16 protein-coding genes are annotated in these 16,862 nt (G+C 43.4%); all 16 read left to right on the plus strand.

The window, feature by feature from the left end:
• The first annotated feature begins 25 nt into the window (after positions 1–25).
• The 16 genes from DW251_RS12835 (at position 26) to DW251_RS12910 (ending at position 16,817) form a co-directional block, all read left to right on the plus strand.
• Positions 26–745, plus strand: a complete 720-nt coding sequence (locus tag DW251_RS12835) for a CpsB/CapC family capsule biosynthesis tyrosine phosphatase (RefSeq protein WP_118301362.1) — start codon at positions 26–28, stop codon at positions 743–745.
• A 27-nt stretch (positions 746–772) separates the two neighbouring features.
• A complete protein-coding gene (locus DW251_RS12840; RefSeq protein WP_243034952.1) occupies positions 773–1,561 on the plus strand; it encodes a Wzz/FepE/Etk N-terminal domain-containing protein in 789 nt (262 codons plus the stop codon).
• Complete coding sequence (locus tag DW251_RS12845) at positions 1,558–2,322, plus strand: CpsD/CapB family tyrosine-protein kinase (protein WP_118301363.1); 765 nt, start codon at positions 1,558–1,560, stop codon at positions 2,320–2,322. The genes DW251_RS12840 and DW251_RS12845 overlap by 4 nt, the downstream gene beginning before the upstream one ends.
• 29 nt (positions 2,323–2,351) lie before the next feature.
• Positions 2,352–3,464, plus strand: a complete 1,113-nt coding sequence (locus DW251_RS12850; RefSeq protein ID WP_118301364.1) for an LCP family protein — start codon at positions 2,352–2,354, stop codon at positions 3,462–3,464.
• An 80-nt stretch (positions 3,465–3,544) separates the two neighbouring features.
• Positions 3,545–4,249 (plus strand): hypothetical protein, encoded by a 705-nt coding sequence (locus DW251_RS12855; RefSeq protein WP_118301365.1) that lies wholly within the window; start codon positions 3,545–3,547, stop codon positions 4,247–4,249.
• Between the two features lie 74 nt (positions 4,250–4,323).
• Complete coding sequence (locus tag DW251_RS12860; protein WP_021869685.1) at positions 4,324–5,778, plus strand: sugar transferase; 1,455 nt, start codon at positions 4,324–4,326, stop codon at positions 5,776–5,778.
• Positions 5,779–6,017: 239 nt separating this feature from the next.
• A complete protein-coding gene (locus tag DW251_RS12865) occupies positions 6,018–6,452 on the plus strand; it encodes a glycosyltransferase family 4 protein (protein WP_347474663.1) in 435 nt (144 codons plus the stop codon).
• A gap of 321 nt (positions 6,453–6,773) precedes the next feature.
• A complete protein-coding gene (locus DW251_RS12870) occupies positions 6,774–7,898 on the plus strand; it encodes a glycosyltransferase family 4 protein (RefSeq protein WP_118301366.1) in 1,125 nt (374 codons plus the stop codon).
• A 94-nt stretch (positions 7,899–7,992) separates the two neighbouring features.
• Positions 7,993–9,027 (plus strand): NAD-dependent epimerase/dehydratase family protein, encoded by a 1,035-nt coding sequence (locus DW251_RS12875; RefSeq protein WP_182433624.1) that lies wholly within the window; start codon positions 7,993–7,995, stop codon positions 9,025–9,027.
• A gap of 22 nt (positions 9,028–9,049) precedes the next feature.
• Positions 9,050–10,222: a galactokinase family protein gene (locus tag DW251_RS12880; RefSeq protein WP_118301368.1), complete on the plus strand. Its 1,173-nt coding sequence runs from the start codon at positions 9,050–9,052 to the stop codon at positions 10,220–10,222.
• Positions 10,223–10,235: 13 nt separating this feature from the next.
• On the plus strand, positions 10,236–10,976 hold the full coding sequence (locus DW251_RS12885) for a nucleotidyltransferase family protein (protein WP_113998477.1): 741 nt from the start codon (positions 10,236–10,238) through the stop codon (positions 10,974–10,976).
• Positions 10,977–10,998: 22 nt separating this feature from the next.
• Positions 10,999–12,249 carry a nucleotide sugar dehydrogenase gene (locus DW251_RS12890; RefSeq protein ID WP_279217538.1) on the plus strand — a complete coding sequence of 417 codons (1,251 nt, stop codon included), beginning with the start codon at positions 10,999–11,001 and terminating at the stop codon, positions 12,247–12,249.
• Between the two features lie 37 nt (positions 12,250–12,286).
• Positions 12,287–13,369 carry a glycosyltransferase family 1 protein gene (locus tag DW251_RS12895; protein WP_118301369.1) on the plus strand — a complete coding sequence of 361 codons (1,083 nt, stop codon included), beginning with the start codon at positions 12,287–12,289 and terminating at the stop codon, positions 13,367–13,369.
• Positions 13,370–13,403: 34 nt separating this feature from the next.
• The gene (locus DW251_RS12900) at positions 13,404–14,615 is read left to right on the plus strand and encodes a Coenzyme F420 hydrogenase/dehydrogenase, beta subunit C-terminal domain (RefSeq protein ID WP_118301370.1); all 1,212 of its coding nucleotides are present in this window, start codon (positions 13,404–13,406) and stop codon (positions 14,613–14,615) included.
• 4 nt (positions 14,616–14,619) lie between these two features.
• Complete coding sequence (locus tag DW251_RS12905) at positions 14,620–15,744, plus strand: polysaccharide pyruvyl transferase family protein (protein ID WP_118301371.1); 1,125 nt, start codon at positions 14,620–14,622, stop codon at positions 15,742–15,744.
• 26 nt (positions 15,745–15,770) lie between these two features.
• A complete protein-coding gene (locus DW251_RS12910) occupies positions 15,771–16,817 on the plus strand; it encodes a glycosyltransferase (protein WP_118301372.1) in 1,047 nt (348 codons plus the stop codon).
• Positions 16,818–16,862 lie beyond the last annotated feature (45 nt).

A 16,862-nucleotide genomic window follows, 5' to 3' on the forward strand; every position in this document is an offset into this window, starting at 1 on the left:
TTCCGGAAGAAAGGTACTAATAAAAATGAAAGTTCGGCAGCGAATAATAGATGTTCATGCACATGTGATACCGGGTGTGGATGATGGATCAAGGACAATGGAAGAATCCGTTGAAATGCTGAAACGGGCGGCCGACCAGGGGATTGTAGGTGTGGTCGCTACACCTCACTATTCCAGACGCCATGTGCTGAAAGGATTAAATGACTCAGCAAAGCTTCTTCAGCAGGAAATTCGGAAAACCTATCCTAAGTTCAGGATCTTTCCGGGCCAGGAAACATTTTATCACGATGAGCTTGCACAGCGCCTGAATGAGGGGAAGGCATATACCATGGCAGACAGCCAATATGTTCTGGTAGAATTTATGCCTTCTGTTTCTTATGAAATTCTTTTTCAGGGGATCCGCAAACTGGTCTCTAACGGGTACACGCCTATTCTTGCTCATATGGAGCGTTACGGTTGCCTGCGAAAAAAAGGAACTTCAGAGCTCCTTGATATTGGATGTAAACTTCAGATGAATTACGACAGTATCCAGGGACACTGGTTCTCACCGGAGGTACGGTGGTGCAGGGAACAGGTAAAATCAGGAGTGATCCATTTCCTGGGGACAGACATGCACAGGTCAGATTACAGACCGCCTCAAATCACAGAGGCACTCAAATGGCTTGACGGTCATATTGATGCACAACAGATCTGGTGCATTACTTACCAGAACGCGTTGCGCGTCATAAAAAAAGAAACTATATAATAATAGGAAGAAAAGGAAAAAGTACGTATGGATAACAAGACAATCAACATGAATGATGACGAAGTAGAGATCGATCTTCTCCAGCTGTTCCGCGCGTTAAAGAAGAGAATTCTCTGGATCGTTGGCGCAGGCGTGATCATGGGGGGCGCCTTCGGTCTGTTCAGCAAGTTTGCTATTACCCCGCAGTATACCTCGACTTCAATGGTATATATTCTTTCAAAAGAAACTACACTGACATCTTTAGCTGACCTGCAGATCGGAAGCCAGCTGACTCAGGACTACAAGATCATCGTAACCAGCCGTCCGGTTATTTCAGAAGTCATTGATAAACTGAAACTGGATATCAGTTACGAAAATATGGTCAGCAAGATTACCATTAATAACCCAAATGATACCCGAATTCTTTCTATCACTGCTCAGGATCCAGATCCGGTGATGGCAAAGGATATTGCAGACTCCGTTGCAAAGACTTCTTCCGAGTATATCGGAGACATTATGGAAATGGTTCCTCCTAAAGTAATTGAGGAAGGTACTGTATCTGATAAAAAGGCAAGCCCAAGCAATGGCAAGAATGCCATGATCGGAGCTATGTTAGGAATTGTTCTGGTATGTGGTCTGACAGTTGTAGAAGAGCTGTTAAATGATACCATTCAGACAGAAGAAGATGTAGAGAAATATATGGGACTGACTGTTCTTGCATCTGTACCTCTTCGTGAAGGTGAAGCAGAAGAAAATAAGAATGAACAGACACTCAGACGTTCTCATATGCATAACAAAGACGATAAGAAAAAAGGAAAGCAGGGGGATCGTAAATGAATAACAAAGTAATTTCTTTAAAACGCGAAATAAAAGATGATTATAACTATAGAGAATCTCTTAAGACCCTGCGTACCAATATCCAGTTCTGCGGAAGCAACATCCGCACCATTATGTTTACCAGCGCACTTCCAGATGAAGGAAAAAGTGATGTTGCCTTTTCTGTAGCAGCATCATTTGCACAGATCGGTAAAAAGGTGATCTTCATTGATGCAGATATCCGTAAATCTGTTCTGGTATCCCGTTATCAGCTGGAAGGTGAGGTAAACGGTCTTTCCCAGTACCTCAGTGGTCAGAAAAACAGAGAAGACATTATTTACGAAACAAACTATGAAGGTTTCAGCGTTATTTTTGCCGGACCATATTCACCAAACCCGGCAGAGCTTCTGGAAGAAGATCTGTTCCATGATCTGATCCAGTCTCTGAAAGATTACGACTATGTGATCATCGATACACCGCCTATGGCAAACCTGATCGATAGTGCTATTGTAGCCAGCAACTGTGACGGTGCGATCATCGTTGTTGAACAGGGTGCAGTAAGCTACCGTCTGGAACAGAAGGTAAAGAGCCAGTTGGACAAGACCGGCTGCCGTGTTCTGGGTGTTGTGTTAAACAAAGTTGACCTCAGCCAGAATGGTTATTATGGCAGATACGGAAAATATGGTAAATACGGTAAGTATGGCCGATATGGTAAGTATGATAAATACGGTGCCTACAGTCCATATGAAAAAGCTGAAGCAGCACAGACAACTGATAAGTAACAGTTACACAGGAAATCAGGCTGATTGATATGAAAAAGAAGATATACAGCGCTTTGATCGGTATAGGACTTGTTTCACTGACCCTGGGGATCTGGGGCGGCGTGACTATGTACAAAAACCGGCAGGCAACAGAACTGATCATTCAGGCACGCAATGAAGAAAGACAGAAAGCTGAAGCAGAGTCTCAGACAGCTGCTGAAGAAGAAATAGGAATTGCTCCGGGGCAAAAAGAAGAATTGACAGCAGATCCAAGAGATCTGAATCTGGTGCCTATCTTAGCCCAGGATCAGTTGACCTATAAAGGAAAAAATTACAGAAGAAACCAGTATGTAAAGGCAATCCTCTGTATGGGTGTTGACAGAAGTGATACAATGACAGAGACAAAGGAGCTGGGCTTGGCCGGTCAGTCGGACGGTATCTTTCTGATCGCCCAGGACACTGCCCGACATACATTAAAGATCCTGATGATCCCACGTGATACCATGACAGAAATTCCTATTACAAATAAGGAAAGAACCCTTCATGATACCAAGATCACCCAGCTGACTATGGCGTATGCTTATGGTGATGGCAGGGAAGGCAGCTGTGAAAATATGGTTGAATCTGTACAGAAGCTTCTTTGCGGATTTACTATTGATCAGTATATGGCAGTTGATACCACAGTAGTAGCACAGTTAAATGACGCTGTAGGCGGTGTTACAGTAACGGTCCCTACAGAGGGAATGGAGAAAAAGGATCCGGCATTTGTCAAAGGCAATCAGGTCACTCTCCATGGAAAACAGGCAGAAGCCTTTGTGCGTTACCGTGATACGGATTATCATTTTACTGCACTGTACCGTATGGACCAGCAGCAGGAATATATTACGCAGTATTTTCAGGCAGTAAAAGCCGCATCCAAGACAGACAGCCAGATCGTGGTACATCTGTTTGACATGATTCAGGATTATATGGTAACAGATATGACCAAGGATCAGTATGTAAAGATAGCAATGGATGGAATGGAAGCTGGCAGTTTAACCAGCGAAGATTTTTACACAGTTCCCGGAGTAGAAGAGACAACAGAGAAGTACGATGTATACCGTGCTGACCGTCAGGCAGCGATCCAGATCATTTTAGATCTGTTTTACCGGGAAACAGAATAATTACTATACAATATCCAGTGTGGAAACACGCTGCTTATTGAAATATATTTTACCCCAAAAGGGAGGAAGGCGTGATAACCATGAAGAAGAAAGCTTTAGTAGCTATGGCAATGGCTGCAGCTATGGTAGCAATGCCGGTAGTAGCTGGTGCAGTTACAAGTCCTGGTAGTCAGTCTGATGGAACTATTGGTCAGGATTCATCAAGCCAAAGCCAGAATAATACTAATACTGGCAGCCAGCAGGGAGAGCAGAACTCCGATACTAATGCTGGATCCAATGCAGGATCAGGAGTAAACAAAGTAGCAGAAGCAACTGTTGTCCAGGGAAGAGACAACGAAAGACAGGAAGTAACCAATGTTACAAAGGATGGTTCTGAAGTAACTATGGGATTGATTGAAGATGCTTCCAATAGTGACGTTGACCAGAGTATTGCAACTGGTGAAGCAGAAACTGCCGGACTTGGTGATGAATCTGTAAGTCAGATTAATGGCTTAAATAACGGAACCAAAAAGGCTAGTGATTTTGTTCCTAATGCAGGTCTGGAAGAGTATGCTAATGTAGGTAAAACCCGTGCGATCATCTCTCAGAAAAATGGACATGATGTTCGTTCTACAGTTAATCTGTATGTAAGTACCTTAACCGCAGGCAAAGATATTGTAATTATCTACTTAGACAACAATACAAGCAATTGGGTTACAGTTAAGAATCCTACCATTAACTGGAATACAAAATATGTAAGTTTTGAAGTACCAGGTTCTTGTACTGTACAGGTTCTTGCAAAATAACAACTATTATGATGGAGCCGGGAGACATTTCCGGCTCTGTTATAAACGCAAACGAAAAAGGATGAAGTGGGGATATGTATCGAAAAAGCGCCAGAGGATGGGAAAAACATCTGGATTTTATGATCTGGGACCAACTGAGTTTACAGATCGCATTTTTATTGGCTTATATGTTAAGAAATGGCCTTAGCAACCCCTATAGCCATTTAATATACTGTAACGTGGCATTTATCTTAGTTGTGATCGATGCCGGCGTACTATTACTCTTTGAATCTTTGAAAAATGTGTTAAAACGTGGATATTATCAGGAATTTGCAATGACAGTAAAACATGTGATCCTGGTGATCCTGGTAACTACGTTTTATCTTTTCTATATAAAAAGAAGCGAGGATTATTCCAGACTGGCATTGCTTTATATGACGGTTCTGTATTTACTTGTTTCTTATCTGACCCGTATCTTGTGGAAAGACCAGCTGAAAAGAAAAATGCGTTCCAGCATGAAACGTTCTCTGTTGATCATAACTACAAAAAGCATGCTGGATACGGTGGTCTATAATATTCGCAATTTTAATTATGAAATGTTTCATGTTGCAGGTGTGGCAGTGATCGACTGCGATATGGTAGGGCATGATTGTGGAGATAGCATTACAGTTGTAGCAAATGCAGACACAGTAGCGGATTACGTCTGCAGGGAATGGGTAGATGAAGTATTTGTAAATCTTCCAGACGATGCTCCGTATCCGGAAACGCTGTTAAACCAGCTGACAGAAATGGGCGCGGTTGTTCATATGAAACTGGCAAAGACATCCAACCTGATCGGCGAAAAGAAATTTGTAGAACGCCTGGGAATCTACACAGTACTGACAACCAGTATCAACTATGCAACTACCAAGCAGCTTTTTATGAAACGCGCTCTGGACATTTTAGGCGGACTGGTAGGATGCCTGATCACATTGATCCTTACCGTGATCTTAGGACCGTTGATCTACATACAATCTCCCGGACCGATTTTCTTTTCCCAAGTCCGTGTGGGAAAAAATGGAAAGAAATTCAAAATCTATAAATTCCGCAGTATGTATATGGATGCAGAAGAGCGGAAGAAAGAACTGATGAAACAAAACCGTGTAAAAGACGGTATGATGTTTAAACTGGAATGGGATCCACGAATCATCGGAACCAAGAAACTTCCGGATGGTACAATAAAGAAAGGAATTGGAAATATCATTCGAGACTTCAGCCTGGATGAATTCCCACAGTTCTTTAACGTATTAAAAGGTGACATGAGCCTTGTAGGCACAAGACCGCCGACGGTAGATGAATGGGACAAATATGATCTTCACCACCGTGCCCGCCTTGCCACCAAACCTGGCATTACAGGAATGTGGCAGGTCAGCGGACGAAGCAACATCACTGACTTCGAGGATGTAGTAAAACTCGACAGGCAGTACATTGCAGAGTGGAACTTTGCTCTGGATATAAAGATCCTTTTCAAAACCGTACTGGTTGTATTCAAACGGGACGGTGCGATGTAGGATCACAAATTAATGGTATACTAATTGTATACAAGGTGGCTTCGTAAAATGATCATAAAGCGGTCATGAAGTTCACCGAACTGGATAAAAATGAGAAGACATGGGGCTTGTATATGAACCAAAATGTCATATGCAAGCCCGAAAAAAGAGGCGTTTTTGGTACGCACTGAGAAATGTCTACTCAACAAGAAATTCCCACGTATTTTTCAAAATAAAGAAATAGGAAAGCTTTAAATCATATGGAAAAGAAATTAGCTATTTCTATGTTTGGTCAAAAAAGACTGAGCAGAGAAGGCGGAATTGAAATTGTTGTAAAAGAACTTTGCACCAGAATGGCGCAAGATGGGCATAAGATTACTTGCTATAACCGGTCGGGACATCATGTAAGCGGGGCAGAGTTTGATAAAAAAAATGAATATAAAGGCATTTGCCAAAAATCTGTTCCAACGATTGAAAAAAAGGGATTAGCAGCTGTTAGTTCATCTTTTTTTGCAGCACTTTACAGTGCATTTGGAAAATATGATGTTGTACATATTCACGCGGAAGGACCAGCTTTTTTCTCATGGCTGCCAAAGATGTTTGGTAAAAGGGTCGTGGTTACAATACATGGGGAGTGTGAAATAATATGGACAACCAGAAAAAAGCCTGATTTCATGCGGGTTTGCGCGGCTTGACCTTTTCACCTCAACTTGTTTCTGCTTGTCATGGTGCGTTAGGGCCTGCGTGTTTTCAGGGGTTAATGGCTTCTGGTTGCGCTCTATACTTAACCCACCACAGCGAAAGCTGATAGAGCAGAAAACAGAATGAGGAGGTACGAGGACAAGCCTGCGTATAGATTGTTGCTGCAATCTGTATACAGGCTTGTTGTTGTGCTATGAAGTAGGAAAGGTGAATAGTGAAAGATGAGCATGACAATTTAAGGAAAAGAACTGCTGGGATTGTGTATAAGCCTAGGACAAGAATAGAAACTATGGAATGACGGTTGGAGAGAAGTAATGGAAGAAAAAATCAGACTTGCGGTTTTCGGACAGAAACGTCTTTCGCGTGAAGGCGGGATAGAGATTGTTGTAAAAGAGTTATGCACCCGAATGGCACAGAATGGTTGTGATATAACTTGCTACAATAGAGCAGGCCATCATGTGAGCGGTGCAGAGTATGACAAAACAATTGAATATGATGGCATCCGTCAAAAGGTTGTTCCGACCATTGAGAAGAAGGGACTTGCAGCGGTAAGCTCTTCCTTTTTCGCAGCACTTTGTAGTGCATTTGGAAGATATGATGTGGTGCATATCCATGCGGAAGGTCCTGCTTTTTTCTGTTGGATACCAAAACTTTTTGGCAAGCGTGTAATCAGCACTATTCACGGTTTGGACTGGGCCCGCGAAAAATGGAAATTTGGCGTTGGATCAAAATTTATCCGGCAGGGTGAAAAAAATGCCGTAAAATATGCAGATGAAATCATTGTTCTAAGCAAAGGCGTTCAGAAATATTTCATGGAGACCTACGGAAGGGAGACACATTTTATCCCTAATGGTGTCAATCGGCCAGAGGTTCGGGAGGCAAAGCTGATCACGGATCATTTTGGACTGGAAAAGGATTCCTACATACTGTTCCTCGGTCGTCTGGTGCCGGAGAAGGGGATTCGATATCTGGTTGAGGCATTCAAGAATGTCAAGACAGATAAAAAACTGGTCATCGCAGGTGGCTCTAGTGATACGGATTCCTTTATGGAGGAATTGAAAGAACTGGCGAAGGGTGACGATCGGATTCTTTTTACTGGGTTTGTGCAGGGAGCAATGCTGGATGAACTGTACAGCAACGCTTACATTTACACGCTGCCGTCCGATCTGGAAGGAATGCCATTAAGTCTGCTGGAGGCGATGAGCTACGGCAATTGCTGTCTGGTATCCGACATTCCAGAGTGTGCAGAGGTTGTGGAAGATAAGGCGTTGATTTTCAAAAAGTCAGATGTAGAGGACTTGCGAGAAAAATTGCAAGATGCCTGTGACCATCCTGAAATGGTTATGAAAATGAAGAATCAGGCTGCTGACTTTATCTGCGAGAAATATAACTGGGATGAAGTTGTAAAGGAAACGATGAAGTTATACACAGGAAAATAATATATTAGAGTCAACTGTTCCAATAAAAGTAGTAAGACACAATATACACTCTTCTAAAATTAATAAGGAGACAAATGCAATGAGTACAATAAATTTGGATAATAAAACTATTTTAGTCACAGGCGCAGCGGGCTTTATAGGTTCCAACCTTGTGAAGCGAATCTATCAGGAAGCACCTTCCGCTGCGGTCGTTGGTATCGACAACATGAATGACTACTACGATGTAGCACTGAAAGAGTTCCGTCTGAATGAGCTGGCCAAGTATCCCACATTTACTTTTGTCAAAGGCAACATCGCTGACAAAGTACTGATTACTGAGTTGTTCGAGAAGTACAAGCCATCTGTGGTCGTTAACCTTGCAGCACAGGCTGGTGTGCGCTACTCCATCACCAACCCGGATGCTTATGTGGAATCCAACTTGGTCGGCTTCTTTAATATTCTCGAAGCCTGCCGTCATTGCGAGAGTCTGGAGCATCTGGTGTATGCTTCTTCTTCCTCCGTCTACGGTTCCAACAAGAAGGTTCCGTACAGCACCGACGACAAGGTAGATAATCCGGTTTCTCTCTATGCAGCAACCAAAAAATCCAATGAACTGATGGCACACGCCTACTCCAAACTCTACAATATTCCTTCCACCGGTCTGCGTTTCTTCACTGTGTATGGTCCGGCAGGGCGTCCTGACATGGCTTACTTCGGCTTTACCAACAAACTAGTGAAGGGCGAGACCATCAAGATTTTCAACTACGGCAACTGCAAGCGTGACTTTACTTATGTGGATGACATCGTTGAGGGCGTTGTCCGTGTGATGAAGAAGGCACCGGACAAAAAGAATGGCGAGGACGGTTTGCCGATTCCGCCGTATGCAGTTTACAACATCGGCAATCAGAATCCAGAAAATCTGCTGGACTTCGTGCAGATTTTGAGTGAGGAGCTGGTTCGTGCAAAGGTTCTGCCGGAAGATTATGACTTCGAGGCACACAAAGAGCTGGTTCCGATGCAGCCGGGTGATGTACCTGTGACCTATGCAGATACCAGTGCGTTGGAGCGTGACTTCGGATATAAGCCCTCTACCAGTTTGCGCGAGGGTTTGCGGAAGTTCGCTGAGTGGTACGCAAAGTTCTACAAATAATGAAGAATAGGAAAATAAACCGATGAAGTGTGTTGAGGTTTACAAGGAATTATATCATCAGGAACCGTTTGATGTGGCGTTCTGCCCGTACCGCATCAGTCCGCTGGGTGCGCATATCGACCATCAGTACGGAAAAATCAATGGTTTGGCAATCGACAAGGGAATCCACATGGCCTACCACCCGAAACAGAATGGTGTGGTGGAGTTGCAGTCGCTGAACTTCCCGAAGCGTGCCCAGTTCTTTGTAAATGCAGTGCCGGAAGAAAAGCAGGGAGACTGGGCTGATCATCTGCGTGGTGCGGCAAAGATGCTGGGAGAAAAGTACCGCCTGAAAGTTGGTCTGTCTGGCATTATCGAGGGTAGCCTGCCGATTGGCGGTTTGTCCTCGTCGGCTTCGGTCATTATTTGCTTTTTGTCTGCACTGTGCAAAGTGAATGGTATCCATCTAGAGCCGATGGAGATGATTCTCACGGCGAAGGCCGCAGAAAACCAGTATGTTGGTGTTGCTTGCGGCAAGCTCGACCAGAGCTGCGAAGTTCTTTCTAAGAAAAACCATCTACTGTACCTCGATACGAAAGATGACAGCTATGAACTGATCCCTACCAGTGAGAAAATGAAGCCTTATAAGGTGGCAATCTTCTTCTCCGGCTTGGAGCGTTCTTTGAAAAACTCTAAGTACAATCTGCGGCAGGACGAGTGCAAGGCAGCGGCCTATGCACTAATGGGCTATGCAGGGATGGACTATGACACCTTTGCAAATACCCGGCTGCGCGATGTGCCGTATGAGGTGTTTGAAGCCTATAAAGACCGTCTGCCAGAATTGTGGCGTAGACGCGCAGAACACTATTACAGCGAGTTTGCTCGTGCCGAAAAGGGTGCAGAACTGTGGCGTAAAGGTGATTTGGAAGGCTACGGTCAGCTGGTTTTCGAGAGTGGCAAATCTTCCATTTATAATTACGAGTGTGGCTGCGATGAATTGAAAAAACTGTATGAAATTATGGCTGACACTGATGGTATCTACGGTGGCCGCTTCTCCGGTGCGGGATTCAAAGGCTGCTGCATGGCGCTGATTGACCCAGACAAGGCCGAAGATATTGAAGCAAAGGTCACAGCAGAGTATCTGAAAGCGTTCCCGGCATTGGAAGGTAAGTACAGTTTCCATCTGTGCGAGAGTGCCGATGGTGTGGAACTGTAAGGAGAATACATAGATGAAATGTTTGATTTTAGCAGCGGGCTACGCTACACGGCTTTATCCGCTGACGGAGAATTTTCCGAAGCCGCTCCTGAAAGTGGGAGAAAAGTCCATCCTCGATTGGCTGGTGGATGATTTAGTGGATACCACCGATATTGACGAATTTGTGGTAATTTCCAACCACAAGTTCGCGCAGCATTTTGAGGATTGGAAAAGCAATAAGCAAAAGACGCGGCCTTATGAGATTACTGTAATCGACGATGGCACAAGCACCAATGAAACTCGTCTGGGAGCAGTCAAAGATATTCAGCTGGCGGTGGAAAAGCTGAATTTAGCTGATGATTTGCTGGTTATGGCTGGCGACAATGTGCTGGATTTCAGTCTTTCCAAGTTCGTGGAGTTCGCAAAGGAAAAGGATACTTCCTGTGTGATGTGCCATGTGGAAAATGAACTGAAAAAGCAGCAGAAAACGGCGATTATCACGTTGGATGGCAATGACCTGATTACCAGCTATGAGGAAAAGCCGAAAGAGCCGAAAGGAAATCTGGCTGTGCCGCCGTTCTATTGCTACCGTGCCTGTGATGTAAAGCGGATTCAGGAAGCACTGGACAATGGCTGCGGTTATGACGCACCAGGTAGCTTTGCCGCATGGCTGAGCAAACAGACCCCAATGCACGCTTACGTTATGCCGGGCAAACGGTATGACATTGGCGATATTAACAGCTATGAGTATGTGAAGAGTGTGTTCTCAAGATAAGTATACAAGGGAGAAAGTAATAATGAAGGAGTTTAAAGATTTGAAAATTGCCGTGGCCGGTACGGGATATGTTGGGCTTTCGCTGGCAGTGTTGCTGGCACAGCACCATCAGGTAACGGCTTTGGATATCGTTCCTGAGAAGGTGGAGATGATCAATAACAAGAAATCTCCGATTCGGGACGAATACATTGAGAAGTATCTGGCAGAAAAGGAGCTGGATCTGACTGCAACTCTGGATGCCAAGGAAGCGTATTCTGATGCTGATTTTGTTGTCATTGCAGCTCCTACCAACTATGACAGCAAGAAAAATTTCTTTGATACCTCTGCAGTTGAAGCGGTTATCAAACTGGTAATTGAGTATAACCCGGAAGCAATTATGGTGATAAAGTCCACGATTCCTGTTGGCTTCACAGCAAGTGTCCGCGAAAAATATCACTGCGACAATATTATCTTCAGCCCGGAGTTTCTGCGCGAGTCGAAGGCCCTGTATGACAATCTGTATCCTTCCCGTATCATCGTCGGAACCGACGTGGATAATGCTCGACTGGTAAAGGCAGCACACACTTTTGCAGAACTCCTGCAGGAAGGCGCAATTAAAGAGAACATTGACACTCTGTTCATGGGCTTTACTGAGGCAGAGGCAGTTAAGCTGTTCGCCAACACCTATCTGGCACTGCGTGTCAGCTACTTCAACGAACTGGATACCTATGCTGAGATGAAGGGACTGAACACTCAGCAAATCATTGACGGTGTTTGCCTGGATCCTCGTATTGGTACTCATTACAATAATCCTTCCTTTGGTTATGGTGGATATTGCCTGCCGAAAGACACCAAGCAGCTGCTGGCGAACTACGCCGATGTACCGGAAAACCTGATTGAAGCAATTGTCGAGAGCAATAGAACTCGTAAAGATTTTATTGCTGATCGTGTGCTTGAAATTGCTGGTGCCTATGAAGCAAATGACAGCTGGGATGAAAACAAGGAGAAGGAAGTAGTGGTTGGCGTATATCGTCTGACCATGAAGAGTAACAGCGACAACTTCCGACAGAGTTCCATTCAGGGGGTCATGAAGCGTATTAAGGCCAAGGGAGCAACGGTGATTATTTACGAACCGACTCTGAAAGATGGCGAGACTTTCTTCGGAAGTAAGGTTGTAAATGATCTGGCGAAGTTCAAAGAAATGAGCCAGGCGATTATTGCAAATAGATATGATAGTTGCTTGGATGATGTGAAGGACAAGGTTTATACAAGAGATATTTTCCAGAGGGATTAATGGAGACGATAGAACGGCGCAGAAAGGAGAACGGACAGTGATAAGAATTTTACAAGTTGTAAATGACATGCATCGCGCTGGGTTGGAAACGATGCTGATGAATTATTATCGGAATATTGATCGTGAGAGAGTTCAGTTCGACTTTCTGACGCACCGACCGGAGAAAAGCGATTACGACGATGAAATTGTTAGCCTTGGAGGTAAGGTTTACTATGCTCCGAGATTGTATCCACAGAATTACCCGGCATATTTCAAATATATGAAGCAATTTTGGGCGGAGCATCCGGAGTACAAAATCGTTCATTCACATATTGACTCCATGAGCTATCTCCCTCTTCTGACAGCGAAGAAGGCAGGTGTACCTGTGAGAATTGCTCACAGCCATAACACCTCTATTGACAAGGATTTTAAGTATATTCTGAAGCAACTGTTCCGATATGGTATTAACTCTGTTGCTAACTATCACTTAGCGTGTGGATCGGAAGCGGGACGGTTTCTGTACAGAAATGATGATTTCAAGGTTATTCCGAACGCGGTTGATGCTGAGCAGTTCTATTTCAATGCAGATGTCAGGGCTGATAAGAGAAAAGAATTGGGCCTCACAGATCAGTTTGTTATCGGACATGTTGGGCGTTTGTCTTATCAGAAAAACCATAGGTTCCTGCTGAAAATTTTTGCTGAAATTGTCAAAAAAGAACAGAACGCGATTCTGCTGCTGGCAGGCACCGGCGAAAAGGAGCAGGAACTTAGAGCGTTGGTCGAGCAGCTTGCATTGAACAACCAGGTGGTGTTTCTTGGCAATAGGAGCGATGTCGCAGAGCTTTATCAGGCCATGGATGTTTTTGTGTTACCATCCCACTTTGAAGGAATTCCAGTGGTGGGTGTTGAAGCTCAGTTCGCGGACTTGCCTTGTGTTTTTTCTGATAAGGTCCCCAGCGAAGTCGCATTCAGTGAGAAAGTATGTTTTCTTCCATTGAGTGATTCTCCGGAAGCGTGGGCTAATCGAATTATTGCGTGTAGAGGGCAGGGAAGAAGTTCTGACCGGAATGAAATTGTAAATAGCCATTATGATATCAAAACTGCGTACAAAATTTTGCAGGATTACTATCTTGCCTTTTGATTGGTATTTGCAATATTTTTCGTGGAGGGAATAAATGGGAATTGTATTATTTGAGAATAAAAGTGATTGCTGCGCATGCGGAGCTTGCCTGAATGTCTGTTCCAAAAGTGCGATCTCAATGAAACCCGACGCGGAGGGATTTTTGTATCCTGAAATCGATCCCAACAAGTGCGTGGAATGTGGCGTCTGCAAGAGAGTTTGCAAGTATAAAACATCAGACTTGAATGCTGTTGAAAGTACATACGCTGTGACAAATAGAGATGAGAAGCAAATTATGAAGGCTGCTTCCGGTGGCTTGTTCTCAGCAGCGGCTTCAACTATCTTGTCGGATGGTGGGTGTGTATTTGGTGCGACATTAACATTTGATAGCGGTCACCCCGATACACACCACATCATGGTAGAGAATAAAGAGGATCTTTGGAAGTTGCAAGGATCGAAGTATGTGCAGAGTCGGATTGGCAGGACATATCAGCAGGCAAAGGAATGCCTGCAGCATGGGCGAACGGTTCTCTTTTCTGGTACACCGTGCCAGATAGCTGGCTTAAAAAGCTATTTGGGGAAAGTGTATGAGAACCTTTATACAATGGACCTTATTTGCCATGGCGTTCCCTCTGCCGAATTCTTTGATGGTTATATTCAAGAGCTGAATAAGAAATATCGTGGCAAAGTAACAGAGTATAAGTTCCGCGATAAAACAAAAGGTTGGGGGATGAATACTGCCTTTGAGATTGTTCGCGGGGATAAGAAGACGACGATTTTTAAAACTGCAAAAGTTCAGTCATATCTTTCGCTTTTCTATGATTGTAAAATATTTCGAGAAAACTGCTACAGCTGCCCGTATGCCGGCTCAAGCAGAGTTGGAGACGTGACAATTGGGGACTATTGGGGTATTGAAAACGAACATCCTGAGTTGGATCATGATCCTGACTTTGATAAAGAAAAAGGCATTTCTTGCCTTCTAATCAATTCCCCTAAGGGACAGGAATTATTCGAACTTATAGAAAATCAGATTCATTTTGTTCCGTCCCAGTTTGCAAAGGTTGCGAAGACCAATGGGCAGTTAAAGGCACCTTCAGTCATGCCAATGGAACGTAATAATATCTTGGACATTAATAGAAGAAACGGATATGAAGGTGTAGAGCGCTATTTCAGCAGGAAATATCGTTATCAAATTTTACTCTATACTGGATATGATTTGATTCCGCAAAAAGTGCGCAAGAGGTTGAAGAAAATTTTGAAGAGGTAATTTGATGGTTGTAAATGTGATTACAAGACATGCTCCGACGAATTATGGTTCTCTGTTACAGGCAATTGCAACACAAAGAGTGATTATGAATCTGGGGTATGAGTGTCGAATAATAAATTATATTCCGAAATGCGAAACTGGCGTTAGGATGGCGATTACGCAGCTTGAACAAAAAACAAAGTGGAGACGCAATCCGATTAAAAAAGCGATATATCTAATGGTGGCGGAGCCTGAAACTTTGTTGATGGATAGAAAATTCTTGGCAATGAGAAAAAAATACCTGCTGATGGGACCCCGTTGTGCCACAACAGGGGAGCTTAAGAAATTGTATGCTGAGAAAAAGGACGAAGTTTTTCTTACCGGAAGCGATCAGGTGTGGGGACCTATCTCTACCGGACATTACGATCCAACTTATTTTCTTGATTTTGCCCCGAAAAGTTCACGCAAGCTTGCTTTTGCGGCCAGTTTTGGAAAAGCAATATTTGATGAACAAACACTCAAAGAATATGGAGTGCTTTTAAAAAAATATGACAGTTTGGCCGTTAGAGAGAACGTTGCGGTTGAACTCCTGAAAAAAATGGACATTTCGGCAAAGCAGGTACTTGATCCTACTTTATTAATGGACGCTGATGCTTGGTCCGAATATGTCAAACCAATGAAGAAACCTGAAAAATATGTACTTGTTTATCAGATCCATGCAAATTCGGATTTAGATCACTACGCAGTGAAGTTTGCTGAAAAAGCAGAGTTACCATTGCTCCGCGTTTCTCCGTTGCTTCACCAAGCAAAACGTAGCGGAAAGTTTGTGTACTGCCCTGATATCAGCGGATTTTTGGATCTCGTAAAAAATGCTGCCTATATGGTAACAGATTCATTTCATGGTACAGCTTTTGCTATCAATTTCAATACACAGTTTGTCGAAGTGCTTCCGAATACAGGAACCAGCAGCCGAAATCAGAGTATTTTAGAATTGACTGGACTGACAGATAGAATCGTTCGAGATTTGAATGATTTTTCATATATCGATCAGGAGATTGATTTTAAGGAAGCGAATGAAAAGATTGGTACAAGTAGAATAGAATCCATTCGGATTTTAGAGGAAATGCTGGCAGAGCAGATTGGAATTTGACCGTAAGGATAGTGGAGGATGGACGAATGAATATAGCTATTATATCTCACAGTGCCGGTGGTGGTGGAGCAGAACGTGTGGCTGTTAATTTAGCAAACCATTTATTGAACGAGAACGAGGTGTTTTTCTGTGCCGTACATTCAGATAGAAGGGAATATTATTTGGATCCGAAAGTTCAATATGATTATATAGGAACAGAAAGAGGCGGATTTAGAGGGCAGCTATCTATTGCTATTAATCTGAGAAAATACATAAAGAAAAATAATATAGAAGTCATGATTTCTTTTATTTCTGTTGAGGGTATTTTCTTGATTGGCAATAAAAAACTTTTTAAAATATATTCCTTGCGGAATGATCCGACAAAGTTCTTTAATAGTGGGCTTAAAAAGATCCTTAGAAATTTAGTGTATTGGGATGCGGATAAAATCGTATTTCAAACCCCAGATGCCAGAGATTATTTTTGCCAAAAGATCCGTGAACATGGAGTCTTGATTCCCAACCCTGTGAAGAGCGGATTACCCTACTGGAATGAAGAAAACCACCGAAAAGAAGTTGTGGTTGCATGTCGTATTAACAAACAAAAGAACCTTTTTATGCTATTGGACGCATACCGTATTGTTTGGGAAAAGCGGCAGGACTATAAACTTTCGATTTACGGAGAAGGGGAGCTGAAGAAAGCCCTTGTGAGGTACGCTGAGCAGTTGGGCATTTCGGAGGCGGTGAAATTTCACGGTTTCTCCAGTGAAATTCACAAAATTATGGCCGAATCGGCTATTTATGTTTCTTCCTCTGACTATGAAGGTATTTCGAATTCCATGTTGGAAGCGTTGGCAATTGGAATTCCGGCGGTATGCACGGATTGCCCGGTAGGTGGCGCTAGAATGTATATTCGTGACGGGGAAAATGGTTATTTGATTCCTGTAGGAGATGCGGATGTGATGGCTGATCGTATGCTCGCCTTAATGGAAGACAAAAAACTTGGAGAATCTTTTTCTAAAGAGTCTGTTAAAATTCGTGAAGAACTCACAGACGATAGAATCTTTGGTATGTGGAAAGCGTTACTGGTTCGATAAGTTTCTCCGTAATTTGATTAAATGCGAGATCAAACTGGATTGTCT

The sequence above is a fragment of the Clostridium sp. AM22-11AC genome (assembly GCF_003473545.1).
In the GTDB taxonomy this organism is placed as follows: Bacteria; Bacillota; Clostridia; order Lachnospirales; family Lachnospiraceae; genus Enterocloster.